26 protein-coding genes are annotated in these 26948 nt (G+C 73.5%); 14 read left to right on the top strand and 12 right to left on the bottom strand.

The window, feature by feature from the left end:
* Window positions 1-2: 2 nt before the first annotated feature.
* Window positions 3-1499, bottom strand: coding sequence for a serine hydrolase domain-containing protein (locus tag NP048_RS06185; protein ID WP_227577338.1), 1497 nt, complete (start codon window positions 1497-1499; stop codon window positions 3-5).
* Between the two features lie 167 nt (window positions 1500-1666).
* On the opposite strand from NP048_RS06185, the gene NP048_RS06180 reads away from it, so the two are divergent.
* Window positions 1667-2575 (top strand): aldose 1-epimerase family protein, encoded by a 909-nt coding sequence (locus NP048_RS06180; RefSeq protein ID WP_227577337.1) that lies wholly within the window; start codon window positions 1667-1669, stop codon window positions 2573-2575.
* A gap of 43 nt (window positions 2576-2618) precedes the next feature.
* Here NP048_RS06180 and NP048_RS06175 read toward each other — a convergent pair whose 3' ends face one another.
* The 3 genes from NP048_RS06175 to NP048_RS06165 all read right to left on the bottom strand — a co-directional run bounded on the left by NP048_RS06175 (window position 2619) and on the right by NP048_RS06165 (window position 6071).
* Window positions 2619-3476: a M15 family metallopeptidase gene (locus tag NP048_RS06175; protein WP_227577336.1), complete on the bottom strand. Its 858-nt coding sequence runs from the start codon at window positions 3474-3476 to the stop codon at window positions 2619-2621.
* 235 nt (window positions 3477-3711) lie between these two features.
* Entirely contained in the window at window positions 3712-4755 is a 1044-nt protein-coding gene (locus tag NP048_RS06170; RefSeq protein WP_227577335.1) for a hemolysin family protein, read from the bottom strand.
* A complete protein-coding gene (locus NP048_RS06165) occupies window positions 4755-6071 on the bottom strand; it encodes a hemolysin family protein (RefSeq protein ID WP_227577334.1) in 1317 nt (438 codons plus the stop codon). The genes NP048_RS06170 and NP048_RS06165 overlap by 1 nt, the downstream gene beginning before the upstream one ends.
* Before the next feature lie 258 nt (window positions 6072-6329).
* Between NP048_RS06165 and NP048_RS06160 the strand changes: the two genes are divergently transcribed.
* The 3 genes from NP048_RS06160 (at window position 6330) to NP048_RS06150 (ending at window position 12209) form a co-directional block, all read left to right on the top strand.
* On the top strand, window positions 6330-7082 hold the full coding sequence (locus NP048_RS06160; RefSeq protein ID WP_227577333.1) for a response regulator transcription factor: 753 nt from the start codon (window positions 6330-6332) through the stop codon (window positions 7080-7082).
* Window positions 7079-8167 carry a sensor histidine kinase gene (locus NP048_RS06155; protein WP_227577332.1) on the top strand — a complete coding sequence of 363 codons (1089 nt, stop codon included), beginning with the start codon at window positions 7079-7081 and terminating at the stop codon, window positions 8165-8167. Before NP048_RS06160 ends, NP048_RS06155 begins: the two co-directional genes overlap by 4 nt.
* Window positions 8168-8411: 244 nt before the next feature.
* Entirely contained in the window at window positions 8412-12209 is a 3798-nt protein-coding gene (locus tag NP048_RS06150; RefSeq protein ID WP_227577331.1) for a multifunctional oxoglutarate decarboxylase/oxoglutarate dehydrogenase thiamine pyrophosphate-binding subunit/dihydrolipoyllysine-residue succinyltransferase subunit, read from the top strand.
* Between the two features lie 110 nt (window positions 12210-12319).
* Here NP048_RS06150 and NP048_RS06145 read toward each other — a convergent pair whose 3' ends face one another.
* Entirely contained in the window at window positions 12320-13312 is a 993-nt protein-coding gene (locus NP048_RS06145) for a GlxA family transcriptional regulator (RefSeq protein WP_227577330.1), read from the bottom strand.
* 92 nt (window positions 13313-13404) lie between these two features.
* On the opposite strand from NP048_RS06145, the gene NP048_RS06140 reads away from it, so the two are divergent.
* From NP048_RS06140 to NP048_RS06130, 3 genes are all read left to right on the top strand, one after another.
* A complete protein-coding gene (locus NP048_RS06140) occupies window positions 13405-13566 on the top strand; it encodes a hypothetical protein (protein ID WP_227577329.1) in 162 nt (53 codons plus the stop codon).
* A gap of 137 nt (window positions 13567-13703) precedes the next feature.
* Entirely contained in the window at window positions 13704-14306 is a 603-nt protein-coding gene (locus NP048_RS06135) for a GDSL-type esterase/lipase family protein (RefSeq protein WP_227577709.1), read from the top strand.
* Window positions 14296-14808, top strand: coding sequence for a hypothetical protein (locus NP048_RS06130; protein WP_227577328.1), 513 nt, complete (start codon window positions 14296-14298; stop codon window positions 14806-14808). The genes NP048_RS06135 and NP048_RS06130 overlap by 11 nt, the downstream gene beginning before the upstream one ends.
* A 25-nt stretch (window positions 14809-14833) precedes the next feature.
* Here the strand turns inward: NP048_RS06130 and NP048_RS06125 are convergent, their stop codons facing one another.
* The 3 genes from NP048_RS06125 to NP048_RS06115 form a co-directional block, all read right to left on the bottom strand.
* Entirely contained in the window at window positions 14834-15439 is a 606-nt protein-coding gene (locus NP048_RS06125; protein WP_227577327.1) for a PadR family transcriptional regulator, read from the bottom strand.
* Window positions 15439-16392, bottom strand: coding sequence for a DUF4097 family beta strand repeat-containing protein (locus NP048_RS06120; RefSeq protein WP_227577326.1), 954 nt, complete (start codon window positions 16390-16392; stop codon window positions 15439-15441). The genes NP048_RS06125 and NP048_RS06120 overlap by 1 nt, the downstream gene beginning before the upstream one ends.
* A 134-nt stretch (window positions 16393-16526) precedes the next feature.
* Window positions 16527-17615 (bottom strand): type IV pilus twitching motility protein PilT, encoded by a 1089-nt coding sequence (locus tag NP048_RS06115; RefSeq protein ID WP_227577325.1) that lies wholly within the window; start codon window positions 17613-17615, stop codon window positions 16527-16529.
* 137 nt (window positions 17616-17752) lie between these two features.
* On the opposite strand from NP048_RS06115, the gene NP048_RS19395 reads away from it, so the two are divergent.
* On the top strand, window positions 17753-17827 hold the full coding sequence (locus NP048_RS19395) for a 50S ribosomal protein bL37 (RefSeq protein WP_099052597.1): 75 nt from the start codon (window positions 17753-17755) through the stop codon (window positions 17825-17827).
* Between the two features lie 85 nt (window positions 17828-17912).
* Here the strand turns inward: NP048_RS19395 and rsrA are convergent, their stop codons facing one another.
* On the bottom strand, window positions 17913-18230 hold the full coding sequence (gene rsrA / locus NP048_RS06110) for a mycothiol system anti-sigma-R factor (RefSeq protein WP_227577324.1): 318 nt from the start codon (window positions 18228-18230) through the stop codon (window positions 17913-17915).
* A complete protein-coding gene (locus tag NP048_RS06105) occupies window positions 18227-18997 on the bottom strand; it encodes a sigma-70 family RNA polymerase sigma factor (protein ID WP_284439727.1) in 771 nt (256 codons plus the stop codon). The genes rsrA and NP048_RS06105 overlap by 4 nt, the downstream gene beginning before the upstream one ends.
* 115 nt (window positions 18998-19112) lie before the next feature.
* Between NP048_RS06105 and NP048_RS06100 the strand changes: the two genes are divergently transcribed.
* The 5 genes from NP048_RS06100 to NP048_RS06080 all read left to right on the top strand — a co-directional run bounded on the left by NP048_RS06100 (window position 19113) and on the right by NP048_RS06080 (window position 23745).
* Complete coding sequence (locus tag NP048_RS06100) at window positions 19113-19664, top strand: DoxX family membrane protein (protein WP_227577322.1); 552 nt, start codon at window positions 19113-19115, stop codon at window positions 19662-19664.
* Window positions 19665-19699: 35 nt separating this feature from the next.
* Complete coding sequence (aroA, locus tag NP048_RS06095) at window positions 19700-21031, top strand: 3-phosphoshikimate 1-carboxyvinyltransferase (RefSeq protein WP_227577321.1); 1332 nt, start codon at window positions 19700-19702, stop codon at window positions 21029-21031.
* On the top strand, window positions 21031-22116 hold the full coding sequence (gene rsgA, locus NP048_RS06090) for a ribosome small subunit-dependent GTPase A (RefSeq protein WP_227577320.1): 1086 nt from the start codon (window positions 21031-21033) through the stop codon (window positions 22114-22116). Before aroA ends, rsgA begins: the two co-directional genes overlap by 1 nt.
* Before the next feature lie 85 nt (window positions 22117-22201).
* Entirely contained in the window at window positions 22202-22984 is a 783-nt protein-coding gene (gene hisN, locus NP048_RS06085) for a histidinol-phosphatase (protein WP_227577319.1), read from the top strand.
* A complete protein-coding gene (locus NP048_RS06080) occupies window positions 22981-23745 on the top strand; it encodes a class I SAM-dependent methyltransferase (protein ID WP_227577318.1) in 765 nt (254 codons plus the stop codon). The genes hisN and NP048_RS06080 overlap by 4 nt, the downstream gene beginning before the upstream one ends.
* A gap of 30 nt (window positions 23746-23775) precedes the next feature.
* Here NP048_RS06080 and NP048_RS06075 read toward each other — a convergent pair whose 3' ends face one another.
* Both NP048_RS06075 and gltX read right to left on the bottom strand, forming a co-directional pair.
* Window positions 23776-24501 (bottom strand): HAD family hydrolase, encoded by a 726-nt coding sequence (locus NP048_RS06075; RefSeq protein WP_227577317.1) that lies wholly within the window; start codon window positions 24499-24501, stop codon window positions 23776-23778.
* Complete coding sequence (gltX, locus tag NP048_RS06070; RefSeq protein WP_227577316.1) at window positions 24498-26009, bottom strand: glutamate--tRNA ligase; 1512 nt, start codon at window positions 26007-26009, stop codon at window positions 24498-24500. Before gltX ends, NP048_RS06075 begins: the two co-directional genes overlap by 4 nt.
* An 88-nt stretch (window positions 26010-26097) precedes the next feature.
* Between gltX and NP048_RS06065 the strand changes: the two genes are divergently transcribed.
* Window positions 26098-26931, top strand: a complete 834-nt coding sequence (locus NP048_RS06065; RefSeq protein WP_227577315.1) for a GTP pyrophosphokinase — start codon at window positions 26098-26100, stop codon at window positions 26929-26931.
* Window positions 26932-26948: the final 17 nt, after the last annotated feature.

Raw genomic sequence — 26948 nt, 5'->3', positions numbered from 1 at the left:
GCTCAGGCGTCGACGCGCAGCGGGATCTCCCCCGACGACGTGCGGTCGTAGCCCACGTTCTGCTCGGCGGTCAGCGTCGCAGCGCCGTCGGGACCGACCCGTACCGTCGCGGTCCACCGGAACGGGGTCGTGACGGCGCGCACGGTGACCCGGTACTCCCCGGGCCCGGGGCGGTCGGCCGACGCCAGCGTGAGCAGCTCGCGCGGCGGTCCCCCGTGCTCGCTGGGCGGCGTGGTCGTCTGCTCGACCCACGTGCCGTGCCCCACGCGGAGAACGACGTCGTCGCCGGAGGTGCGCACCAGCACGGTGTCCTCGTCGGCCCCCACGTCGATGCGCAGTCCCCGCACCGGCCCCAGCGACCGCTCCAGGACGAGCTCACGTCCCACGAGCGACGGCACGCCGTCACCCACGTCCTGCGCGGGCGCAGCGTGCGCCAGGCCCGCGAGCCGACGCGTGAGCGCCTCGTGCGCACCGGGATCCGGTGCCAGCGCATCGTGGGACAGCTGCGGCAGCACGTCCCACACCCGGTCGAGGACCCCCTGCATGTCCATGTCCCCGGAGGTGATCGCGACGACCAGGTCGTGCTCAGGGACGACCACGCAGAACTGGCCGAACGCGCCGTCGCCGCGGAAGGCGCCGTGGCGGCATCGCCAGATCTGGTAGCCGTACCCCTGGTGCCACTCCGGCGGCCCGTCGCCACCCGGCTCGGGCGCCGCGGCTGCGTCGGCACCCGGGTCCGGCACCACCGGCGCACCGTCGGCCGTCGCCTCGGCGACCCACCCCTCGGGCAGCAGACGGACGCCGTCCCAGACGCCGTCCTGCGCGAGCAGCACGCCCAGCGCCGCGATGTCACGCGTGCGGACCGCGAGCCCGAACCCGCCCGTGTCCACGCCGCGCGGGCACTGCTCCCACGTCGCGCCCGTGATCCCCAGCGGGGCGAACAGGCGCGGCTCCAGGTAGTCGACCAGACGCTGCCCGGTGAGCCGCGTGAGGATGGCGGACAGCATGTAGGTCGCGGCCGTGTTGTAGACGAACCACGTGCCCGGCTCGTGCTCGACCGGCAGCGCGAGGAACGCGCGCGCGAAGTCCTCGTGCTCGAAGGTCCTCGCGCTCGTGTCCTCGTGGTGCCCGGTGCGCATCGTGAGCAGGTCGCGCACCCGCATGGCGGCGAGGTGCGCGGACGGCTCGGCGGGCGCCTCGTCGGGGAAGAACGACAGCACCGGGTCGTCGAAGGTCAGCAGGCCCTCCTGCCGGGCGAGGCCCAGGGCGATCGCGGTGAACGTCTTCGACAGCGAGTACAGGTCGTGCGGGAGGTCCGGGCGGTACGGGTCCCACCACCCCTCGGCGACGACGGCACCCCTGCGCACGACCATGACGGAGTGCGTCTCGTCGTGGGCGTCGAGGGCGTCGACGAGGGCGAGCAGCGCGGCCGACGGGACGCCGACCTCCTCGGGCGTGCGACGCGGCAGGTCAGGGCTGGCGGGGCGACGGTGCTCCATCCCCGGATCATCGCCGACGCAGGTCCGACGACGAGGGCCCTTCGTCCCCGCGCGTCGCCGCGGGACGGCTCGCCGACCGCACGAGCCCGCACCGACACCCGGCGGACCCGACCCGGCCGTGCGGCGGGTCCCGCGGCCCGTGCCCGCTGCGCGACTAGGTTGGGAGCGTGAACACACCTCCCCCCACAGGTGACCAGCACGTGCTGCGGCACGCCGACCAGGTCGCCGTCGTCACGTCCGTCGCCGCGAGCCTGCGCGAGTACCGCGTGGGTGACCGCGACGTCGTCCTGCCCTTCGCGGTCGACTCGATCGCGCCCGCGTTCTCCGGTGCGGTGCTGGCCCCCTGGCCCAACCGGCTGCGCGACGCCACCTACCGCTTCCGCGGCGTCACCTACGAGGTGCCCCTGACGGAGCACGAGCGCCTCACGGCGCTGCACGGCCTGGTGTCGTACGAGCGGTTCGCGGCGGTCGACGTCGCGGACGACGCCGTCACGCTGCGCCACGACCTCGTGCCCGTCCCCGGGTACCCGTGGCCCCTGCGCCTCGACGTCACGTACGCGCTGGCGGACGACGGGCTGACCGTCACCGTCGAGGCGACCAACCTCGGGTCGGACGTGGCCCCGTACGGCGTCGGGTTCCACCCGTGGCTCTCCCCCGGCCCCGGCCCCGTCGACGCGTGCACCCTCGAGCTCGACGCCGCGCGACGCGTCACCGTGGACGAGCGGCTGCTGCCCACGGGCACGCAGGCCGTCTCCGGCAGCTTCGACCTGCGCGGCGGACGCCCGCTCGCGGGCGTGAGCCTGGACGACGCGTGGGTCGACGTGACGCCCGACGAGGACGGTCTGACGTGGGCGCGCCTCACGGGAGCGGACGACCGCACGGTCGCCGTGTGGGCGGACGCGACGCTGCCGGCCTGGCAGGTGTGCACGGGCGACGGGCTCCCGGGCATCGAACGCCGCGGCGTGGCCGTCGAGCCCATGACGTGCGTCGCGGACGCGTTCCGCACGGGCGACCGCCTCGTCGAGATCGAGCCGGGTGCGTCCCACCGGGTGCGCTGGGGCATGAGCCTGCGCTGAGAGGCGCCGACCGGCGGGTCCGCTGCGCGGGTCCGCCGGTCCGTCAGCCGTAGAACTCGCCGTCGGCCTTGACGCCCTTGGTGTACTCCCAGTGCCAGGGCTCGTAGGGCCCCGACCCGCCCCGGACCGCCCAGTTCGGCTGCTCCCAGCCGAAGGTCGGGCCGTTGTCGTTGAGCCACGTCCACCGGGCGCCCGACGTCTCGATGGAGCAGAAGTCCATCGCGAGGCCCCAGCCGTGGTTGCTCTTGCCCGGCGTGGCGGCCATGCCGCCCTTCTGCGCCTTCACGGACCGCTGCTGCGCGAGCGTCCGGTACCCCGAGACCACGCAGAGGTCGGTGCCGAAGCGCGCGACGTGCGCCTCGTTGAGCTCGGCGAGGGCGACGGCTGCGTCGGCGCGCATCTGCGTGCGCCCGTCCCACAGCGTGCACAGGTCCTTGGTCGCCAGCAGGCCGTTCTCACCCGCGGCGCGCACCGACCCGTCGCACCCGGGCAGCGCCGAGCGCTCGGCGTCGCGGGAGACCTCCGCCAGCGCGCGCAGTCGCGAGGTGCCGTCGGCGGAGACCAGCGGGGTCGGCGGCAGGTCGGAGAGCGGGATCGCCGTGAGCGCGGTGACCGTCGAGGGCAGCCGCGGGTCGGGCTCCTGGGGCCCGGCCACGATCTCGCCGTCGGCCAGACCCTGGGAGATCGGGACGACCACCGTCACCGCCACGAGCGCGGCCAGGACACCACAACGCCCGAGCACCCGGGTGGAGCGCCGCCGCGGCGCGTCGACCGCGACCGGCGGGCGCATGCCCTCCGTCACGGGCGTGCCGGCGACCGGAACGGGGATGGCGTCGGTGCCAGGGCCCGAGCGCCGGTCTCGGCGCGTGCGTGTCGTCGGCTCCGCTCGGTGGGATCCCACGACACCTCCGCCTCTCAGCTCGTCCCGCGTGACATCGGCCCCCCGATGCGGTCACGGAACCATAACGGCCTGGGGCGGCGGACTCCAAGACCCGAAGAGGTCACAGAGAGGGGGTGGGACCTGCGTGACCCGCGACACGCCGTGCAACACGCCGTGCGCGCACACATCCTCCACGTGGCGGAGCACAACGCCGCACCGCCCGCAACCGTTCGGGGTGCGCCCTGCACCCCCTCGGTCAGCGCAGCTGGCCCCGCTGCATCGCGTCCCGCACCTCACCCACGAGCTCCTCGAGGATGTCCTCGAGGAAGACCACCCCGGTGGTCCGGCCATCCTCGTCGACGCGCGCCAGGTGCGAGCCCGACCGCTGCATCGCCTCGAGCGCGGTCTCGACCTCGTCCTGCGGCCGGACCACCGCGAGCGTGCGCACGCGCCACGACGGCACCGGAAGGACCCGCGACGCGTCGTCGGCGTAGAGCACGTCCTTGATGTGCAGGTAGCCCGTCGGCCGGCCGTCGCCGTCGATGACCACGAACCGGCTGAAGCCGGTACGCGCGACCAGGTGCTCGATGTCGTCCGGCGTGCTCGCACCGTCGACGGTCACCAGGTCGGCGACCGGGACCATGACCTCCGCCGCCGTGCGGTCCGAGAACTCGATGGCACCCGCGAGCAGGCCCTGCTCGTCGGCCAGCAGACCCTCCGCCTGCGAGCGCTCCACGATCGACTGCACCTCCTCGACCGTGAACGCCGACGCGACCTCGTCCTGGGGCTCGACGCGGAACGCGCGCAGGACGTGGTTCGCGAGCCAGTTCAGCGCGACGATGACCGGCCGCATCACCCGCGCGACCCACACCAGGGGCGGCCCGAACAGCAGCACGGCACGGTCGGGCCCCGCCACGGCGAGGTTCTTGGGCACCATCTCGCCCAGCACGACGTGCAGGTAGACGACGACCAGCAGCGCGATGACGAAGGCGATCGGGTGCGTGAACGCGTCGGGGACCCCCAGCGCGTGCAGCGGCGTCTCGATGAGGTGGGCGATCGCGGGCTCGGCGACCAGCCCCAGGCTGGTCGAGCAGACCGTGATGCCGAGCTGGGCGGCCGCGAGCATGAGCGACACGTGCTCCATGGCCCACAGCACGGTGACGGCACGACGGTCACCCGCCTCGGCCAGCGGCTCGACCGACGACCGGCGGGCGGACATGAGCGCGAACTCCGCGCCGACGAAGAACGCGTTGGCGGCGAGCAGGACGACGGCCAGGACGAGGGCGACGGTGCTGTCCATCACGCCTCACCCCCGTCGGCCTGCAGCTCGCTCACGCGCACCCGCTCGACGCGACGACCGTCCATGCGTTCGACGCGCAGGACGACACGGCCCTCGACGACCTCGTCGCCCTCGACCGGCACGCGACCGAGCCGTGCCATCAGCAGCCCACCGAGGGTCTCCCACGGGCCGTCCTCGGGGACACGCAGCGCGGTCGCCTCGTGCAGCTCGTCGGGGCGGGTCACCCCGGGCAGCACCCACGAGCCGTCCGCCTGCCGGGCGAGCTGCCCGCGCGAGCGGTCGTGCTCGTCGGCCACCTCCCCCACGAGCTCCTCGACGACGTCCTCCAGCGTGACGGCACCCGAGGTCCCGCCGTACTCGTCGACGACGACGGCCATCTGCAGGCCCTGCGCCCGCAGGTCGACGAGCAGCGGGCCGAGCCCGACCGTCTCAGGGACGCGCGGGGCGTCCACCATGAGGGCGGCGGCGGGGACGTCGGCGCGCCGCTCGTAGGGCACGGCCATGGCCTTGCGCAGGTGGACGAACCCCACGACGTCGTCCACGGAGTCGCCGATCACGGGGAACCGGGAGTGACCCGTCTGGCGCGCGAGCGCCATGACGTCGGCGGCGGAGTCGTCCCGACGCACGACGACGAGGCGAGTGCGGTCGGTCATCACGTCGACGGCCGTGAGGGTGGAGAAGTCGATCGAGTTGGTCAGCAGCGTCGCGGTGGCCTGGTCGAGCGTGCCCTGCGCGGCGGAGCGACGCACGAGCGACGCCAGCTCGGCCGGGGAGCGCGCACCCGAGAGCTCCTCGCGCGGCTCGACGCCCACCCGCCGCAGCAGCGCGTTGGCGGTGCCGTTGGTCACCGAGATCACGGGCCGCAGCGCCGTGGTGAAGCCGAGCTGCAGCGGGGCGACGACCCGCGCGGTGCCCAGCGGCCGGGCGATCGCGAAGTTCTTCGGGACGAGCTCACCGAACAGCATCGAGAAGCCGTTGACCAGCAGCAGCGCGAGCACCGCCGCGATCGCCCCCGCCAGGGCGCGGTTGACGCCGGACGCGTCGAGCGGCACCCCCAGCAGGCGGACGACGGCGGGCTGGGTCGTGTAGCCGAGCAGCACGGTGGTGACCGTGATCCCGACCTGCGCACCGGAGAGCTGCGTGGACAGGCGCCGCAGCGCACGCAGCACCGAGCCGCCCCGGGCGTCGTCCGGGGCGGTCTGCCGCTCGACGAGGCCGGGGTCGAGCGTGACGAGCGCGAACTCGGCGGCGACGAACACCGCCGTACCGGCCGTGAGGAGCACGCCCAGACCGACGAGCAGCCAGTCGGTCAGCACGGGGACACCCCGAGGGGGAACCGGGCGGCGCGGTGCGCCTCCGGCGGTGCGGAGGACGACGGGGGTGGGCCGGCGGTCTCGCGTCCCGGGACGACCGACCCTGCTCGCAGGCTCGCACACGGGGTGCGGCGGGAGCGGGACGGGACACGATGCCGGCAGCGACTTGAGCTGCTCATGGTGGGCACATCCTACGGACAGTCCAGCGACGTGCGAGTCCTCACCGGGACTGGCCGCAGGTCCATGTGCCACGCTGGCCCCATGGTCACCACCGTGTCGCGCCCGGGCGTCACCACCGTCCTCGTCGTGGAGGACGAGCCCGCCATCGCCCAGGCCATCGTGCACCGGCTCACCGCCGAGGGCTGGACCGTCGAGGCCGTCGGCGACGGTCACGCGGGCGTCGCCGCCGCGCGCCGCCTGCAGCCCGACGTCGTGGTGCTCGACGTCATGCTGCCCGGGATCGACGGGCTCGAGGTCTGCCGGCAGATCCAGGCCGAGCGCCCCGTCCCCGTCCTCATGCTGACCGCCCGGGACGACGAGACCGACATGCTCGTCGGCCTCGGTGTCGGCGCCGACGACTACATGACGAAGCCGTTCTCGATGCGCGAGCTCGTGGCCCGCACCAAGGTGCTGCTGCGCCGCACCGAGCGCGCCGCACGCGCCGCCGAGCTGGCCACCGTCCAGCAGCCGGAACCGCCGCTGGTCGTGGGGGACGTCACCATCGACAGCGCGCAGCGACGTGTCCAGCGGGCGGGCACCGAGGTGCACCTGACCCCGACGGAGTTCGACCTCCTGCTGACGCTCGCGTCGTCACCGCGCACCGTCCTGACCCGCGAGCGGCTGCTCGCCGACGTGTGGGACTGGGTGGACGCGAGCGGCACCCGCACGGTCGACTCGCACATCAAGGCGCTGCGCCGCAAGCTCGGGCCGGACCTGATCCGCACGGTCCACGGGGTCGGCTACGCGTACGAGCCGGCCGGGGACGGCGCCGACGAGGCGGACGAGAGCCCGTGACGTCCCCTCCGGAGCCGCACGCCAGGCACGCGCGCGGCGACGCCGACCGCTGGCGGCTGCCGGACGTGCGGCCGCTCGACCCGCTGCGCAGCATCAAGATGAAGCTGGGCGTCCTGGTGGCCGCGACGGTGACCCTCGCCGCGTTCGTGATCTGGGTGGGCTACGGCCGGGCGCTGGGGCCGAGCCGCACGCTGCCGCTCGCCATCGTGCTGTCCCTGATCGTCACCCAGATCCTCGCGCGCGGCATGACGTCGCCGCTGCGCGAGATGACCGAGGCGGCGCGCGCGATGGCCGGGGGCGACTACAGCCGCCGGGTGCGCTCCACCAGCCGCGACGAGGTCGGGCAGCTCGCCGAGGCGTTCAACACGATGGCCGACGACCTCGAGCACCTCGACACGTTCCGCCGCGAGCTCGTCGCGAACGTCTCGCACGAGCTGCGCACGCCCGTGACCGCGCTGCAGGCCCAGCTGGAGAACATGGTCGACGGGGTCAGCGAGCCCGATCCCGCGACGCTCGCGGTCGCGCTGGCGCAGACCGAGCGGCTCTCGCGCCTGGTGTCGTCGCTGCTCGACCTGTCGCGCGTCGAGGCGGGTGCGATGGCGCTGCGGATCGAGGAGGTGCACGTCGGCGAGCTGCTGCGGCAGGCGACCGACGAGGCGACGCTGGTCGGCGCGGACAAGCGCCTGCGGTTCACGGTCGACGTCGAGCCCGTCGACCTCACGGTCCCGGCGGACCCGGAGCGGCTGCACCAGGTGATCGCGAACCTCCTGCAGAACGCCGCCCGGCACTCACCGGCGGACGACGAGGTGCGCGTCGTGGCGCGCCGCGACGGCGCCGACGTGCGGATCGACGTCGTGGACCACGGCCCGGGCATCGCGCAGGACCAGCGCGCGCACGTGTTCGAGCGCTTCGTGCGCGGCAACACCCCGGCGCTGACCGGGCAGGGGTCCACGGGCGGCACGGGTCTGGGGCTGGCGATCGTCCGGTGGGCGGTGGAGCTGCACGGCGGGTCGGTCGTCGTCGCGGACTCCGCGTCGGGCTGCACGATGCGGGTGCGGCTGCCCGCCGTGCGGCGGCCGGTGTGACGGCCTCACGCGCGTCGGCGTCCCACGCCGCAGGGCTCCCGCCGACCGGCCCTTGAGCCGCGCGCCAGGCCCGCTTTAGCGGCTGTTGACCCCGGTGCGTCAACGGGGTGAAGAGGCTGCACAGATCACGACCACCACGCCCCCGCAAGGGGCCTCGTACCCCGTGCAGCACGTAGTGTTGTCATCAACAGAACTGGCGATGGCGCGGTTTGCGAGCCGCGCACCGGAAGTGGGCGATCCCAGCGTGACGCAGAACGCGCAGTCAGACTCCACCCGTGCCGACTTCGGTGCGAACGAGTGGCTGGTCGACGAGCTGTACGAGCAGTACCAGAAGGACCGCAACGCGGTGGACCCCGCCTGGTGGGACTTCTTCGAGGGCTACAAGCCCGAGACGACGGGTGCTGCGACCAACGGTGACGTCACCAGGTCCGCACCGCCGGGGCAGGCGGCTCCTGCTGCCGCGCCCACGGCACCTGCGCCGTCGAGCAGCGCACCGCCCGCCGCCGCGACGCCCGCCGCCGCGCCGACGGCCGGTGCGCCCCGGGTCGACACGGCCGCGGCACCGGCCGTGGAGGTGACGCCCTCGCCGGTCGCGACCGCCCAGCCCGCCACCGCGCCGTACGCGGAGGTCGCGACGCGCCGCACCGACGCACCGGACGTCGTCCGCCCGGTCGACGACGTGCAGAAGCTGCGCGGTCCCGCCGCTCGCGTCGTGACGAACATGGAGTCGTCGCTCGAGGTGCCGACCGCCACGTCGGTGCGTGCCATCCCGGCCAAGCTCATGGTCGACAACCGCATCGTCGTGAACAACCACCTGGCCCGCGGTCGTGGCGGCAAGGTGTCGTTCACGCACCTCATCGGGTTCGCGCTGGTCGAGGCCGTGCGCGAGATGCCCGCGATGAACGCCTCGTACACGCTCGTCGACGGCAAGCCGGGCGTCCTCGCGCCCGCGCACGTCAACCTCGGCCTCGCGATCGACCTGGCCAAGCCCGACGGCACCCGCCAGCTCCTCGTGCCGTCGATCAAGAAGGCGGACACGCTCGACTTCGCGCAGTTCTGGACCGCGTACGAGGACGTCGTGCGCCGCGCCCGCAACAACAAGCTGACGGTCGAGGACTTCGCCGGGACGACGATCTCGCTGACCAACCCGGGCACGATCGGCACGGTCCACTCGGTGCCGCGCCTCATGCAGGGCCAGGGCACGATCGTCGGCGTCGGAGCGATGGACTACCCCGCCGAGTTCGCGGGGACGTCGGACGAGCAGCTCAACCGCATGGGCGTCTCGAAGGTCCTGACGATCACCTCGACGTACGACCACCGGATCATCCAGGGCGCGCAGTCGGGCGACTTCCTGCGCATCCTGGCGCGCAAGCTCATGGGCGAGGACGGCTTCTACGACCGCGTCTTCGCCTCGCTGCGCGTCCCGTACGAGCCCGTGCGCTGGGTCCGTGACGCGAACCACGACCCGGACGCCGAGGCGGTCAAGCCCGCGCGCATCGCCGAGCTCATCCACGCGTACCGCTCACGCGGGCACCTCATGGCGGAGACGGACCCGCTGGCGTACCGCCAGCGCAAGCACCCGGACCTCGACGTGCAGAACCACGGCCTGACGCTGTGGGACCTGGACCGCACGTTCCCGACCGGAGGCTTCACCGGCAAGACGCGCGCGACCCTGCGCGACGTCCTCGGCCTGCTGCGCGACTCGTACTGCCGCACGGTGGGTGCCGAGTACATGCACCTGCAGGACCCCCGCCAGCGCCGCTGGCTGCAGGAGCGCCTGGAGTCCGGCTACGCCCGCACCCCGCGTGAGGACCAGCTGCGGATCCTGCGTCGGCTCAACGCCGCCGAGGCGTTCGAGACCTTCCTGCAGACCAAGTTCGTCGGCCAGAAGCGGTTCTCGCTCGAGGGCGGCGAGTCCCTCATCCCGCTGCTCGACGCGATCCTGTCGAAGGCCGCCAACGGCGGTCTCGACGAGGTCGGCATCGGCATGGCGCACCGCGGACGCCTCAACGTGCTGGCGAACATCGCCGGCAAGTCGTACGGGCAGATCTTCAGCGAGTTCGAGGGCAACCAGGACCCGAAGTCGGTCCAGGGCTCGGGCGACGTGAAGTACCACCTCGGCACGGAAGGCGTCTTCACGGCCGAGTCCGGTGCGACGACCGACGTGTACCTCGCGGCGAACCCGTCGCACCTCGAGGCCGTGGACCCGGTCCTCGAGGGCATCGTCCGTGCCAAGCAGGACCTCATCGACCTGGGCGGCGACGGGTTCTCCGTGCTGCCGATCCTCATCCACGGCGATGCGGCGTTCGCGGGCCAGGGCGTCGTGTTCGAGACGCTGAACCTGTCACAGCTGCGGGGCTACCGCACGGGCGGCACGATCCACGTGATCGTCAACAACCAGGTCGGGTTCACGACCGGCCCGTCGTCGTCGCGCTCGTCGCAGTACGCGACGGACGTGGCCAAGGGCCTGCAGGTCCCGATCTTCCACGTCAACGGCGACGACCCCGAGGCCGTCGTGCGGGTCGCCGAGCTGGCGTTCGAGTACCGCGAGCAGTTCGACCGCGACGTCATCATCGACATGGTCTGCTACCGCCGCCGCGGCCACAACGAGGGCGACGACCCCTCGATGACGCAGCCGCTGATGTACAACCTCATCGAGGCCAAGCGCTCGGTGCGCAAGATCTACACCGAGACCCTCGTGGCGCGCGGCGACATCACGATCGAGGAGGCAGAGCAGGCTCTGCGCGACTACCAGTCGCAGCTCGAGCGCGTGTTCAGCGAGACGCGCGAGGACGGCTGGACACTCCCGCCGGCGGACGTCGAGACGGTCGCGGGCCTGGAGCGCCCGGAGTCGCAGCAGGAGGACGCCGGCGTCATGGTCGGCTGGCAGACCGCCGTGCCGGCGTCGGTCCTGCACCGCATCGGCCAGGCCCACGTGAGCCCGCCCGAGGGCTTCACGGTCCACCCGAAGCTCGCCCAGCTCCTGGAGAAGCGCGAGCGCATGAGCCGCGAGGGCGGCATCGACTGGGGCTACGGCGAGATCCTCGCGTTCGGCTCCCTGCTCATCGAGGGCACGCCCGTGCGGCTCGCGGGGCAGGACTCCCGCCGCGGCACGTTCGTCCAGCGCCACGCCGTGCTGCACGACCGCGAGACGGGGGCCGAGTGGACCCCGCTGCTCTACCTCTCGGGTGACCAGGCGAAGTTCTGGGCTTACGACTCCTCGCTGTCGGAGTACGCCGCCCTCGGCTTCGAGTACGGCTACTCCGTGGAGCGCCCCGACGCGCTGGTGCTGTGGGAGGCGCAGTTCGGGGACTTCGTCAACGGCGCGCAGACCGTCATCGACGAGTTCATCTCCTCCGCGCAGCAGAAGTGGGCGCAGCGCTCGTCGGTGGTGCTGCTGCTGCCGCACGGCTACGAGGGCCAGGGGCCGGACCACTCGTCGGCCCGGATCGAGCGGTTCCTGCAGCTGGCGGCCGAGGACAACATGACGATCGCCCAGCCGTCGACGCCCGCGTCGCACTTCCACCTGCTGCGTCGTCAGGCCTACCAGCGCCCCCGCCGTCCGCTCGTCGTCTTCACCCCGAAGTCGATGCTGCGCCTCAAGGCCGCGACGTCCGACGTGCAGGACTTCACGTCCGGCACGTTCCGCACGGTGGTGGGCGACGACCTCGCCGCCGCCAAGGCGGACCAGGTGACCCGGGTGCTGCTGTGCTCGGGCAAGGTCTACTGGGACCTGCTCGCGCACCGGGTGTCCACCGGGGACCAGCGGACCGCGATCGTGCGGTTCGAGCAGCTCTACCCCCTCGAGCCCGAGGCCATCAGCGAGGCGCTCGCGCCCTACGGCGACGCCGAGGTGGTGTGGGTGCAGGACGAGCCGCGCAACCAGGGCCCGTGGACGTTCATGTCCACGCACCTGCCGCAGATCGTCGGGCGCGACGTCCAGGTCGCCTCCCGCCCCGAGTCGGCCTCGCCGGCGGCCGGGTCGGCCAAGAAGCACGCTGCCGAGCAGAGCGCGCTGATCGAGGCGGCGTTCGCGCGCTGAGCCACGGCCACCGCTGAGCCACGGGGCCGGACCGTACCTCCACGACGGAGGCGGTCCGGCCCCGTCGCCGTCCGTGCCGAGGAGCGGCCCGCGCACCTCGCTCCGGGCGGTCAGGACGCCCGCTCGCCGGGGACGTCAGCCTCCTCCCCGCGGGGCGCGCAGGCGAACCGGCGGCGGTAGGCCAGCGGCGTCGTCCCGAGCGTGCGGGCGAAGTGGTGGCGCAGGAGCGCGGCCGTGCCGAACCCGCAGCGCCTGGCCACCTCCTCGACAGGGACGTCGGTGCGTTCGAGCAGCTCCTGGGCCCGGGCGACGCGCTGACGTGCGACCCACGCGGCCGGGGTGACGCCCGTCTCGGCCCGGAACCTGCGCGCGAACGTGCGCTGGGACATCAGGGCTCGCGCCGCGAGGCTCGGGACCCCGAGTTCCTCGTCGAGGTGCTCCAGCATCCACGTGAGCAGCGGCGCGAGGGTGTCGGCCACCGGGGGCAGCGGCGTGTCCACGTACTGGGCCTGGCCACCGTCCCGCTGGGGCGGGACGACCATCCGCCGGGCGACGCTGGTGGCGGCCGCGGCGCCGAGCTCGCGGCGGACGAGGTGCAGGCACGCGTCGATGCCGGCGGCCGTCCCGGCCCCCGTGATGACGCGGTCGTCCTCGACGAACAGCACGTCGGGGTCGACCGTCGCCGCCGGGAACCGGGCGGCGAGCGCCGCCGCGTGCATCCAGTGCGTCGTGCAGCGCCGGCCGTCCAGCAGGCCGGCCTCCCCCAGCGCGAACGCGCCGCTGCAGATCGACAGGATCCAGGCGCCGCGCGCGTGCGCGTCCCGCAGGGCCTGCAGGACCTGCGGCGGAACGGCTGCCGCAGGCATCCCGTACGCGGGCACGACGACGAGATCGGCGTCGCGTGTCGCCTCCAGACCGTGCTCGACGACGATGGAGAAGCCGCCCTTCGTCGGCATGACGGCACCGGGCGTCGGAGCGCAGACGCGGAAGTCGAAGGTGGGGCCACCGGTGTCGGAACGGTCGATGCCGAAGACCTCGCAGGCGGTGCCCAGCTCGAAGGCGGCGGCGTGCGGCAGGACGAGGACGGCGACGCTCCGGAGCATGGTCCACGGTCGCACGCGCGTGGCGGGATTTCAACGATCACCGTCACTTCTGCCACTCGTGGCGCGATCTGTACGCATGAAGCATTTCTGCCATGGACATCCTCTGGCTCATCCTCACGCTCCTGGCCGTCGCCGCCGCCCTCGGAGGCCTGACCCGCGCCGTCCGGGACGACGGCCTCGGTCACCGGGAGCCGCCGCGCTCCCACCCGCAGGACGGCGACAGCACGCCCGTCATGCACGTCTTCTCCCGTTGATCCCTCGCGCGCCCGCGACCGGGCCACGACACGGCCGCCATCCGGGGCCGGAACGGCGCGATTACGCTCCTCCCGCCTGAGAGACTGTGGCCCAGCAGGCACCGGACGGCCCGGCGCTGCGGGCATGGGCAGGGGTGATGTGCGTGGGCGAGCTGCCGCTGCGCCTCGCGGTCGTGGGGGACGAGCTGGTGGCCGGCGCCGGCGACCCCAAGGGCCTCGGGTGGGTCGGACGCGTCGCCGCACGCACGCCGACCCCGGAGCCGCTGACGGTCCTCACGCTCGCCGTCCCCGGCGAGACGAGCACCGACCTGGGAGGCAGGTGGGACGCCGAGGTGTCCCGCCGCCTGACGCCGCACGCGGACAACCGGCTCGTGGTGGCACTCGGCCGCGCGGACATCGCAGCAGGCCTGTCGCTCGCGCGCAGCCGCCTAAACCTGGCCAACGTGCTGGACGTCGCCGACCAGCGCCGCATCCCCGCCTTCGTCGTGGGGCCTCCCCCGGGCGCGCCCCACGACGGCGACCGGCTGGCCGAGCTGTCCGCCGCGCTCGGTGACGTCGCCGCGCGGCGACGCGTGCCCTTCGTGGACATGTACTCGCCCCTCGCCGCGCACGACCAGTGGCTCGCCGACATGGCCACGTCGCCGCAGCACCTCCCGGGCCAGGCCGGTTACGGCCTCATGGCGTGGCTCGTGCTGCACACCGGCTGGCGGACGTGGCTCGGCCTGCCCGATGACGCCTGAGCCCTCACCCGGCACACCACCCGTCGACGTCGCGACCGCGCCCTGGCCCACCACCACGGTGCTGGGACCCGGGGCCGTGCTCGAGGTCTGCGCGCGCGCTGCGGTGATCCTGCTGGCCGGCGCGGTCGTCCTGTACGGCGGCTACCTCGCACTCGAGCAGCCGACGAGCGACGACCTCGTCGACGCCGAGAGCTTCGCGGTGATCGTCGCCCTCATGTACGGCATGCACCTGGCCGCGCTGCTCGCGCTCGGCTGGCCCGGCGGGATGCTGACGGCCCGCCTCATGCGCCGGCACCCGTCCGAGTGGCGGCACGTCGCCGCGTTCGCGGCGACGGGGGCAGTCCTGGGTGCCGCGGTGCTGCTCGTGGCGGGCTTCCCCGGTACCGGGATGGCCGTGTGGGCCGCCGTCGGAGCGGTGTCCGCGGGCGGCGCGCGCGCGTGGACGGGTCGCGCGCGCCGCCGCCGTGCGGTCCGCCAGGCGACGCACCTCGCGGCGACCTGACGCGGTCGCCCCGGCGCACGACGTCCTAGCGCAGCGTCGCGCGCATCGTCCGCAGCGCGGTGTCGAGCACGGTGCGCAGCGTCTCGACCGTGAGCTCGTCGACACCTGCCGCGACGTCCGCCCGGCGCAGGTCGGCGCGCACCTCGTCGCTGAACCGCCGGACGATCGCGTCCGCCTCGACCCGGCGCCGGTGCGACGCCGTGCGCTGGGGGTCGGGCTCCCCCGCCACCGGGTGGGCACCGTCGCGTGCGCGCTGCGCCGCGGACGTCAGGTCCGCTCTCAGGCCGCGCATGGCGGCCTGCACGTCCTGACGCACCTGGGACGCCTGTGCTCGCACCGTCTCGGCGATCGAGGCCTCGAGGTGGGCCAGGTCGCCGCGGCGCGCGTCGAGCTCGGCGCGGCCGACGTCCGTCAACGTGTACGTCGCCTTGCGACCGTCGTCGGACCGGCGCACCAGGCCCTCCTCCTCGAGGCGCGCCAGGCGCGGGTAGACCGTGCCGGCGCTGGGCCGATAGGTGCCACCGAAGCGGTCGCTGAGCGCGGTGATGAGCTCGTAGCCGTGCCGGGGACCGTCCTCCAGCAGCGCCAGGAGGTAGAGCCGCAGCTGGCCGTGCGCGAAGACCTGGGCCATCAGCGGGACCCGTCGACGGGGGCGTCGGCGACGTCGTCCGCCGGCGCGCCGAAGCGCACCGCGTCGTCGCCGGTGGCACCACTCGGCACCGCGTCGCCCGGCACCGCGTCGTCCGGCACCGCGTCGTCCGGCACCGCGTCGGCGACGGGGGCCCGCAGCACGGTGACGTGCCCGGTGACGGTGGTCGCCGAGAGGAAGGCCCCACCCTCGCCGGCGTCGAGGTCGACCGAGCGGTGACCGGGCCCGGCGCCCTTGTGCTCCCGGCCGTCGATGACCAGCCGTCCGGACACGGACTGCGCGCGCACCTGCAGGCCCGCGCCGTCCGGGATCCGCACGGTCAGGTCGCCCGAGACGGTCGTGACGGTCAGCGAGGAGGTGCCGGCACCCACGTCGAGCGAGACGGCCCCGGACACGGAGTTCCCCTGCACGAGCGTCAGGTCCCCCGACGCGGCGAGCTCACCCGAGACGGTGTTGAAGCGCAGGTCACCGTCGTGGCGGCGCACGACCATCTCCCCGGACACGGAGTTGGTCGACAGCCTGCCGCGCACGTCGTCGACGACGGCCGAGCCCGAGACGGTCGAGACCGACACGTCCTGCCGCAGACCGGCGACCAGGCCGTCGGCGCTGACGGTCGCGACCTTGGCGAGGACGCCGCGCGGCACGGCGATGTGCACGTCGGCGCGGTCCTTGTCCTGGAAGTTGCGGAACTTCTCGACGAAGCCTTCCCAGCCCCCCAGCGTGAAGCTGTAGCCCACGCGCAGCTCACCGTCGCTGAGCGTGACCTCGAGCGGGCGCCCGTCGACGCGGTGCACCTCCAGCCGGGCTCCGCGTGCGTCGGGGTCGTCGTGCGCGACGACGTCCACCCGTCCGCCGACCAGTCCGACGCGCAGCGCGCGGACGTCGTCGACCTCGATGACCTGCGGGCCGGCGACGACCCAGGATTCCGTGGACATCCGTACCTCCAACGCGATATGTCGTGTGATGACGTCACGCTATATCGCGTCTCTGGAGGGGCGCAAGAGGTTGGACACGAAAGCGGCCGGTGACCCCCGTCGGGGTCACCGGCCGCCGGCCGTGCTCGGGTGCGTCAGGACACGACGCCGGCGCCACGCAGCTCGACCGTCAGGTCGTGCGGGTTCGACGCGACCGCCAGCGCCTCCTCGTACGTCACGATCCCGTCGCGCACCAGGATGTAGAGGTGCTGGTCGAACGTCTGCATCTTGTAGAAGTCGCCGTCCTTGATCAGGTCCAGCAGCGGCGGGTTGTCCTGCGGCTCGATGATCGCCTCCGCCGTCCGACCGGTGTTGATCATCACCTCGATCGCAGGCTGCCGTCCGTTGCCGTCGGCCTTGCGCACCAGCCGCTGCGAGACGATCCCGCGCAGCGACTGCGCGAGCGCGATGCGCACCTGCTTCTGCTCGTGGGGCGGGAAGAAGTCGACGATGCGGTTGATGGTCTCGGCGGCGTCGATCGTGTGGAGCGTCGAGAGCACGAGGTGACCGGTCTCCGCGGCGGACAGCGCGGCACGGACCGTCTCGACGTCACGCATCTCGCCGACCAGGATGACGTCCGGGTCCTGCCGCATGGCCGCGCGCAGCGCGACCGTGAAGTCCGCGGTGTCCTGCCGCACCTCGCGCTGGGACACCATCGCCTTCTTGTCCGAGTGGAGGATCTCGATCGGGTCCTCGATCGTGACGATGTTGACCTCACGGTACGAGTTGATGAGATCGACCATCGAGGCGAGCGTCGTCGTCTTGCCGGAGCCCGTCGGCCCGGTGACCAGGACCAGCCCACGCGGCTCGAGCGCGAGCTCGCCGACGACCTCGGGCAGACCCAGCTCCCCCAGCGACTGCGCACCCACCGCGACGCGGCGGAAGACCATGCCGTACGTCCCCCGCGCCTGGTACGCGTTGACGCGGAACCGCCCGACACCGGACAGCGAGTACGCGAAGTCAGCCTCCTTGGTCTCCCCGAACTTCTCCACGAGGTCGTCGGGGAGGACCTCCTCGAGCATCCGCTCGGTGTCCAAGGGGCGCAGCTCCGGGGCCTGCAGCTTGCGCAGGCGCCCGTCGACGCGCACCCGTGGGGCCGACCCGACCTTGCAGTGCAGGTCGGAGCCGCCGGTGCTGGCCAGGGCGTGCAGGAACGGGATCACGGACTGGGGCTGCTGACTCACGTGTGGGGTATCGGGATCCGGACGCCCGCACTTGAGCCACGCCGCAGTGCGCGCGCGGCCCGCGTGGTGTGGGACGATGGAGCGATATCCCCGGCGCGTGCGGCTACTGCGCGCGCCGCGAACCGAGGAGAACCACGATGAGCAAGCGTGGCCGCAAGCGCCGCTCCCGCAAGGGGAACGCCGCCAACCACGGCAAGCGTCCCAACGCCTGAGCGTTCGACGCCGTGACGTGCCGACGGGCCCGGAGCATCGCTCCGGGCCCGTCGCCGTCCCACCAGGTCTCGTCGAAGCCGCGTCTCAGGCCTCCGGCGGCGTCCCGGCGCGCAGACGCAGCACCGTGAGCTGCTCGTGGATCCGCAGACGCAGCGCGGCAGGCGCCTCCTCCTTGCAGCAGCGCCGGACGAGCTGCTTGAGGACCACCTCGATGTGCTCCTCCTCGAGGCACGGCGCGCACGCCTCGAGGTGCGCCTCGACACGCTGCTGGTCGAGCTCACCGAGCTCGGAGTCGACGTACTCCCAGAGACGCTCGACCGCCTCGTCGCACCCGCACGGTGCCTCGTCCACCGGGCGACGCGCGGCGGACGCCTCGCTCGCGGCGTCCTCGGGCGCGCTCATCGCGCACCGTCCTTGGCGGTCGGGGCGGCGCCGGCAAGCCCTCGGTCACGCGCGTAGTCGGACAGCAGCTCGCGCAGCTGGGCGCGACCGCGGTGCAGGCGGGACATCACCGTCCCGATCGGCGTGCCCATGATCTCGGCGATCTCCTTGTACGCGAAGCCCTCGACGTCCGCGAGGTACACCGCGATGCGGAAGTCCTCGGGGATCTGCTGCAGGGCGTCCTTCACGTCGGAGTCCGGAAGGTGGTCGAGCGCCTCCGCCTCGGCGGAGCGCAGCCCCCGCGACGTGTGGGACTCCGCACGTGCGAGCTGCCAGTCCTCGATCTCCTCCGACCGGGACTGCTGCGGCTCACGCTGCTTCTTGCGGTACGTGTTGATGTACGTGTTGGTGAGGATCCGGTAGAGCCACGCCTTGAGGTTGGTGCCCGGGCGGTACTGGTGGAATGCCGCGAACGCCTTGGTGAAGGCCTCCTGGACCAGGTCCTCCGCATCGGCCGGGTTGCGTGTCATCCGCAGCGCAGCGCCGTACAGCTGGTCGAGGTAGACCAGCGCCTCCGCCTCGAACCGGTCGGAGCGGGCAGCGTCGTCCTCGCCGGCTGGGGCACGCGTCGTGCCCTCGTCGTCGGCGACGCCCTCGGGTAGCTCAGTCATCGTCCACGAGCCTAGTGCTCCCGGACCGGTGCGACCCGACGGGGCGGCGGGCACACCCCACGGCGAGACGGCCGGCAGGAGGCCGGGCGCAGGGCGGTTCTGGAGGGCACAACTCATGACCGGCCCAACACCGCGCCACCACGTGCGCATTCCCGTGGGTGCGCGCCAGGGGTCGGACGACACTAGCGTGGGTGCACCGCCGAACCGCGGTCGATCCCTTCAGGAGGAACCCGTGCTGCTGCGCCGCATCGCCCGCCCCATGTTCGCGTCGTGGTTCGTCAGCCAGGGGCTTGACGCGCTGCGGCATCCCGGCGCCCACGCGCAGGTCGTGCGCGACGGGCTGGACTCCGTGCGCTCCCGCGTGCCCGCCGCGGCACGGTCGTCGGCGCCGGCACCGCTGGCCAAGGCCCTCGACGGCCGTCTGAGCGACCGGCAGCTCGCCACCGTGGCGCAGGCGCACGGCGCCGCCATGCTGGTCGCCGGCACCATGCTGGCCGTCGGCCGCGCCCCCCGCACGGCTTCCCTCGCACTCGCGGGTCTGACCGTGCCGCTGGTGCTCGTGAACCTGCCGATCGGCGGGCGCGGGGTCCTGACGGCCGCGGAGAAGAAGGCCCGCAAGGAGCGCCTCGTGCGCGCGGTGTCCTTTGCCGGCGGCGCGATCCTCGTGGGCGTCGACCTCGAGGGCCGGCCCGGGGTGACGTGGCGCGTGCAGCACGCCCGCACGGACCGCGCCGCGCTGCGCGCCGCACGCGCCACCGAGGCCGCCAAGCACGTGGACGGCTGACGTCCGCCACGCGCGGACGCCGCTAGCCTGACCGTATGACGAGCACGTACGCCGACCTGTGGTCCGCACCAGTCGTCAGCGCTCCCCTGGACGCCACGGTCGCCGTGCCCGGCTCGAAGTCGCTGAGCAACCGCTACCTCGCCCTCGCCGCGCTCGCCGACGGCCCGAGCACGCTGCGCTCGCTGCTCGTCTCGCGCGACACCCAGCTCATGGCGGCGGCCCTCGAGACCCTCGGCGTGGACGTCGACCTGAGCGGTGACGCCGTCCGCGTGACTCCCGCCCGGCTGCGTGGGCACGTGACGATCGACTGCGGCCTGGCCGGCACCGTCATGCGGTTCCTGCCGGCCATCGCGGCGCTCGCGGACGGGCCGGTCCACTTCAAGGGGGACGTCGAGGCGCTCGTCCGGCCCATGGGCCCGCTGCTGCGGGCACTGCGGACGCTGGGCGTGCGGGTCGACGAGGAGGGTGAGCCCGGGCACCTGCCCTTCACGGTCCACGGCCGGGGGTCGGTGGGGGGCGGGCAGGTCGACATCGACGCGTCGGGGTCCAGCCAGTTCGTCTCCGGGCTGCTGCTCGCGGGAGCGCGCTTCGAGCGTGGACTCACGGTGCGTCACACCGGTCGCACCCTGCCGAGCCTGCCGCACATCGAGATGACCGTCGCCGTGCTGCGGGCCGCGGGCGTCGTCGTCGACGACTCGCGCCCCGAGATCTGGCGCGTCGAGCCGGGCCCCGTCGCCGGGCGCGACGTGCAGGTGGAGCCGGACCTGTCGAACGCCGCGCCGTTCCTGTGCGCCGCGATGGTTGCCGGCGGGTCCGTGCGCGTCCCCGGCTGGCCGTCACGCACCACGCAGCCCGGCGGGCTGCTGCCGGGCATCCTCACGCGCATGGGTGCGTCGGTCGCGCTCGACGGGGAGGTGCTGACCGTCACCGGCACCGGCGAGGTGCGCGGGGTCGACCTGGACCTGAAGGCCGCGGGCGAGCTCGCCCCGACGATCGCGGCGCTCGCCGCGCTCGCCGACTCCCCCACCCGCCTGCGTGGCATCGCGCACCTGCGCGGGCACGAGACGGACCGGTTGGCGGCCCTCGCCGCGGAGATCACCCGCCTCGGCGGGCAGGCGGAGCAGACGTCCGACGGCCTGGTCATCACGCCGCGACCGCTGCACGGCGGTGTGTGGCGCACGTACGCCGACCACCGGATGGCCACGGCCGGAGCCCTCGTGGGGCTGCGGGTCCCCGGCGTCGAGGTCGAGGACGTCGCCACCACCGCCAAGACCCTGCCGGGCTTCGTGGACCTGTGGACCGGCATGCTCGCGGCGTCCGACGGCCACGTCGTGCGTGACGGGCTGACCGCGGGACCGACCGCCTGATGGCCGAGCGGCGCTACGACGAGCGGGACGTGCGGATCCGTCCCGGTCGCGGTTCGCGCCCCCGCACCAAGCGACGGCCCGAGCACGCCGACGCGCGCACGGCGATGGTCGTCGCCGTCGACCGCGGCCGGTACACCGTCCTGCTCGACCCGGGGGGCCCCGACGAGACCCGGATCCTCGCCATGAAGGCCCGCGAGCTGGGCCGCGACCGCGTGGTGCCGGGCGACCGCGTCGACGTCGTGGGCGACACCTCAGGTGCCGAGGGCTCGCTCGCGCGCATCGTGCGGATCGGTGAGCGCCGCACCGTGCTGCGCCGGACGGCCGACGACACCGACCCCGTCGAGCGCATCATCGTCGCCAACGCCGACCGGCTCGTCGTCGTCACCGCGTTGGCCGACCCCGAGCCGCGCACGCGGATGATCGACCGGTGCGTGGCCGCGGCGTACGACGCGGGCATGGAGGTCCTGCTCGCCCTGACCAAGGGCGACCTGGCGGACCCGGCCGAGCTGATCGCGATGTACGCACCGATCGGCGTCGACGTCGTCGTGACGAGCCGCGGCGTCGACCCCGTGACGGGTGAGCGCACGATCGTCGGGCTCGACGAGCTGCGCGACGTGCTGACGGGCGACGTGTCCGTGCTGGTCGGGCACTCGGGCGTCGGCAAGTCCACGCTGGTCAACGCCCTCGTGCCGGACGCGCGGCGCGCCGTGGGCGTGGTCAACGACGTGACGGGCCGCGGGCGCCACACGTCGTCCTCGGCGATCGCGCTCGAGGTCCACGGCACGGACGCCCCGACGTGGGTCATCGACACCCCGGGCGTGCGCTCGTTCGGGCTCGCCCACGTCGACCCGAGCCACCTGCTGGGGGCGTTCCCCGACCTCGACGCGGTGGCGCGCGAGTGCCCGCGCGGGTGCACGCACCTGGCCGACTCCCCCGACTGCACGCTCGACGAGTGGGTGGCCGACGCGCCGGACGACGTCGTCCGCGCGGCACGCGCCGCGCGGCTCGACTCGTTCCGTCGGCTGCTGGTCAGCCGACTGGGCGTCGAGGACGAGAGCGACGGGGACGGCGCGCGCGGCCGGTGATCTGCCCCGCGTTTCGGTAGGTTGACGCCGCGGACCGCCCGCCGACGACGGCGGACGGGTACCGCACCCGTAGTAGAGGAGCCTCATGGCGTACGACGACGACCTCCGGCTGGCGCACGTCGTCGCCGACACGGTCGACTCGCTGACGATGTCGCGCTTCAAGGCGCAGGACCTGCAGGTCGAGACCAAGCCGGACCTGACGCCCGTCACCGACGCGGACCGCGCCGCCGAGGACCTGGTGCGCTCGCAGCTGGGTCGCGCCCGCCCGCGTGACGCGGTGCACGGCGAGGAGCGCTCGGACACAGGGCACGGCCCGCGCCGGTGGGTGGTCGACCCCATCGACGGCACGAAGAACTTCGTCCGCGGGGTCCCGGTGTGGGCGACGCTGCTGGCGCTCATGGACGGCGACGAGGTCGTGCTCGGCGTCGTCAGCGCCCCGGCGCTGGGCCGGCGCTGGTGGGCGGCGAAGGGCACGGGCGCGTTCACCGGCAAGTCGCTCGCCGCCGCGACGCGGCTGCGCGTGTCAGGAGTGGAGCGCCTCGAGGACGCGTCGCTGTCGTACTCCGACCTCGGCGAGTGGGAGGAGCACGGGCGCCTCGACCCCTTCCTCGACCTCAGCCGCAAGGTGTGGCGAACCCGCGCCTACGGCGACTTCTGGTCCTACGTGCTCGTCGCCGAGGGCGCCGTCGACATCGCCGCCGAGCCGGAGCTCGAGCTGTACGACATGGCCGCGCTGGTCCCCGTCGTCACCGAGGCCGGCGGACGGTTCACGTCGCTGAAGGGCGTCGACGGGCCGCACGGCGGCAGCGCGGTGGTCACCAACGGCCTGCTGCACGACGAGGTGCTGGCCACCCTCGACCGCCGATGAGCGCGTCGGACCGGGACCGCCCGGTGCGCCCCCACCAAGCACACGCGGCATCCTTCACGCACAACGCCGACGAGTACGCCGCCGTCCGCCCGGGCTACCCGCCCGCCGCGGTCGACCTGCTGGTCCCGTCGGACGCCCACGACGTGCTGGACCTGGCCGCCGGCACGGGCAAGCTCACCGAGCCGCTCGTGGCACGCGGGCTGCACGTGGTCGCCGTCGAGCCCGCCGACGGCATGCGCGAGCAGCTCACGGCACGTCTCCCGCAGGTGGAGGTGCATGCGGGCACCGCGGAGCGGATCCCGCTGCCCGACGCGTCCGTCGACGCGGTCACCGTCGCCCAGGCGTGGCACTGGTTCGACGAGCCGGCGGCCGCGGCGGAGATCGCGCGCGTCCTGCGGCCGGGTGGCACCCTCGGGATCGTCTGGAACGACCGTGACGAGGACGTGCCGTGGGTCAGCGCCTACGACGCGCTGCTGCACGAGGCCGCTGGACCGCAGCTCGCACGCGGGACGTACCCCACGCTCGGCAACGCGTTCACCGACGTCCTGCGCACCGACGTGCGGTGGGAGCACGTCCTGGCCCCCGAGGACCTCGTGCGCCTGGCCGGCACCCGCTCGTACGCGCTGGTCCTGCCGCCCGACGAGCGCGAGGCGCTGCTGGAACGGGTGCGGACGCTCGTCACGACGCACCCGGACCTCGCCGGTCTCGATCGGGTCCCGGTCCCCTACGTCACGCGCGTGTACACGGCACGTCGCCGCTGACGGTCAGGGCGCTCAGGGCAGGTCCAGCGCTCAGGGCAGGTCCAGCACCCCGGGCAGCTCGTCCAGGGAGTGGATCACGGTGACGTCCGCTGCGGCGATGTCGGCGTCGGTCACGACGACACGGCGTGGGCCCGGGCGGTCGAGCCACACACCGAGCAGCCCGGCCCCACGCGCTGCGACCGCGTCGACGTCGAGCTCGTCGCCGACGTACGCGGTGCGTCCGGGCGCGGTGCCCAGCCGCCGGCACGCCTCGAGGAACACGCGCGGATCGGGCTTGCCGAAGCCCAAGGTGTCGACGCCGACGAGCACCTCGAGACGGTCACCGAGCCCGGCACGCACGAGCTTGGTGGTCTGCAGGTCGGTGCGTGCGTTGCTCAGCGCGCCGACGCGCACACCCGCCTCCAGCAGCCGCTCCAGCACCGGTGCCGCGTCGGGGTGCGCGGTCCAGCCGGACGCGAACGCCTCGTCGAAGACCTCGGACCACCCGCGGTAGCCCGCCTCGTCCAGGACCTCGCCGCCGATCGCGGCGTGCAGATCGTTGGCGCGCGTCATGCGCTGCTCGTGGAACGTCAGCTCGCCGCGCGTGTATGCGCGGTAGTGGCCGCCGGGGTCGGCGCGCCACAGCGCCAGCGCGGCGTCGACGTCCGCACCCGGCGCATACCGCTCGAGCACGCTTGCGAGCGCGACACGGAACGCCGCGCGCGTGTCGACGACCGTGTCGTCGATGTCGAGCAGGACGCCGTCGACGGCCCTCACAGGCCGGCGCGGAGCGCGGCGACGCGCGCGAGCGTCGCGTCCTTGCCGAGGATCTCCATCGACTCGAACAGCGGCGGCGACACCCGACGGCCCGTCAGCGCGACGCGCAGCGGCGTGTACGCGAACCGCGGCTTGATGCCCAGGCCGCCCTCCTCGGCCGGCGCCACGAGCGCGGCGGCGAGCGCGGTCTGCACGGCGTCGGTCGTGAAGGCGTCCGCCGGGATCTCGGCCAGCACCTGCGCGGCACGGTCGAGCACGTCGGCCGACTCCGCGCGCAGCGCACCCCGGGCGTCCTCGGCGACCTCGAGCGCGTCGTCGGCGACGAACAGGAAGCCGAGCATGCCCACGGCCTCGGCGAGCAGCGTCATGCGCTCCTGGACCAGCGGGGCGCCGGCGTCCAGGAGCGCCCGGTGCTCGGCGGACAGGTCCGCGTAGGAGTCCGCCGGGACGAGGCCCGCGGCGTGCAGGTACGGCACCAGGCGGTTCCGGAAGTCCTCGGGCGCCAGCATGCGCACGTGGGCGCCGTTGATGGCCTCGGCCTTCTTCAGGTCGAAGCGCGCCGGGTTCGGGTTGACGTCCGCGATGTCGAACGCGCCGATCATCTCCTCGAGCGTGAACACGTCGCGGTCGGGCGCGATGGACCAGCCGAGCAGCGCGAGGTAGTTGAGCAGGCCCTCGGGGGTGAACCCGCGGTCGCGGTGCAGGAACAGGTTGGACTCGGGGTCGCGCTTGGAGAGCTTCTTGTTGCCCTCGCCCATGACGTACGGCATGTGGCCGAACTGCGGCACGACGGTCCCGACGCCCAGGTCCAGGAGCGCGCGGTAGAGCACGACCTGGCGGGGCGTGGACGACAGGAGGTCCTCACCACGCAGGATGTGCGTGATGCCCATGAGCGCGTCGTCCACCGGGTTGACCAGCGTGTACAGCGGGTGTCCGTTGCCGCGCACGATGACGTAGTCCGGCACGGAGCCGGCCTTGAACGTGATCTCGCCGCGCACGAGGTCGGTGAACGTCACGTCCTCGTCGGGCATCCGCATGCGGATGACGGCCTCGCGTCCCTCGGCCCGGTAGGCCGCCTTCTGCTCGTCGCTCAGGTCGCGGTCGTAGCCGTCGTAGCCGAGCTTCGGGTCGCGGCCCGCGGCGCGGTGCCGGGCCTCGACCTCCTCGGCGGTCGAGAAGGACTCGTAGGCGTAGCCGCCCTCGACGAGACGCGCGACGACGTCGCGGTACAGGTCCATGCGCTGCGACTGCCGGTACGGCTCGTGGGGGCCGCCGACCTCGACGCCCTCGTCCCAGTCCAGGCCGAGCCAGCGCAGCGCGTCGAGCAGCTGCAGGTACGACTCCTGCGAGTCGCGCGCGGGGTCCGTGTCCTCGATGCGGAAGACGAAGGTGCCGCCGACGTGGCGCGCGTAGGCCCAGTTGAACAGCGCGGTGCGGATGAGGCCGACGTGGGGCGTGCCCGTCGGGGACGGGCAGAAACGGACGCGCACGGGACTGCTGGCGGACACGGAACACCTCGGTGATGGCAGGAGCGGGATCCCCTGCAGCCTACCGAGCGGCCGGAACCCCGGCGTGCCGCGGTTCGTTGGGAGGGGCATGCACGGCACCACCGCAGGACCGCTGACCGACCCGACCTCTCGGCCCGCAGCGGCGGTCCCGCCGGACGGTGGCGCGCCGGTCGGCACCGCGCTGGGCGTGACGGACGTCGTACGACGGCGGGCCGCCGAGCTGGTCACGGCCGACATGGACGCCGGCAGCGTCGCCGTGCAGCTGCGTGACGCGCAGCGTGAGATGGCGCGCTTCCGGATGAGCTACGAGTTCGGCATCGACGAGATGCTGACGAAGATCCGCATCCTGCGCGCGGAGTTCCGCCAGACGCACGACCACAACCCGATCGAGCACGTCACGTCGCGCCTGAAGTCGATGGACTCCATCCTCGACAAGGCCGTGCGCTACGGCTGCGCCACCGACCTGCCGACGATCCGCGAGCGCATCCGGGACATCGCGGGCATCCGCATCACGTGCAGCTTCGAGTCGGACGCCTACTGGGTCGCGGACATGCTGTCGCGGCAGCCGGACGTCGAGGTCGTGCAGCGCAAGGACTACATCGCCGCCCCCAAGGCCAACGGGTACCGCTCGCTGCACCTCATCGTGCGCATCCCGGTGTTCCTGTCCGACCGGACCGAGCACGTGTTCGTCGAGGTGCAGATCCGCACCATCGCGATGGACTTCTGGGCGAGCGTCGAGCACAAGCTGTTCTACAAGTACCGCGGTGACGTGCCGGGCCACCTCCAGACCGAGCTGCTGGACGCGGCGCACACCGCAGCCGAGCTCGACGCGCGCATGGGGCGGCTGCGCGACGAGGTGCGAGACCTGGGTGGAGACGGTGGACCCGGCACGCCGCGCGACGCCGAGACGGCACCGCTCTGACCGGACGCTCCGCGGCC

The organism is Cellulomonas xiejunii, from assembly GCF_024508315.1.
GTDB classification, from domain to species: domain Bacteria; phylum Actinomycetota; class Actinomycetes; order Actinomycetales; family Cellulomonadaceae; genus Cellulomonas; species Cellulomonas xiejunii.
Note: the sequence above shows the minus strand (reverse complement) of the source record. Positions and strands in the feature narration are given on the sequence as shown.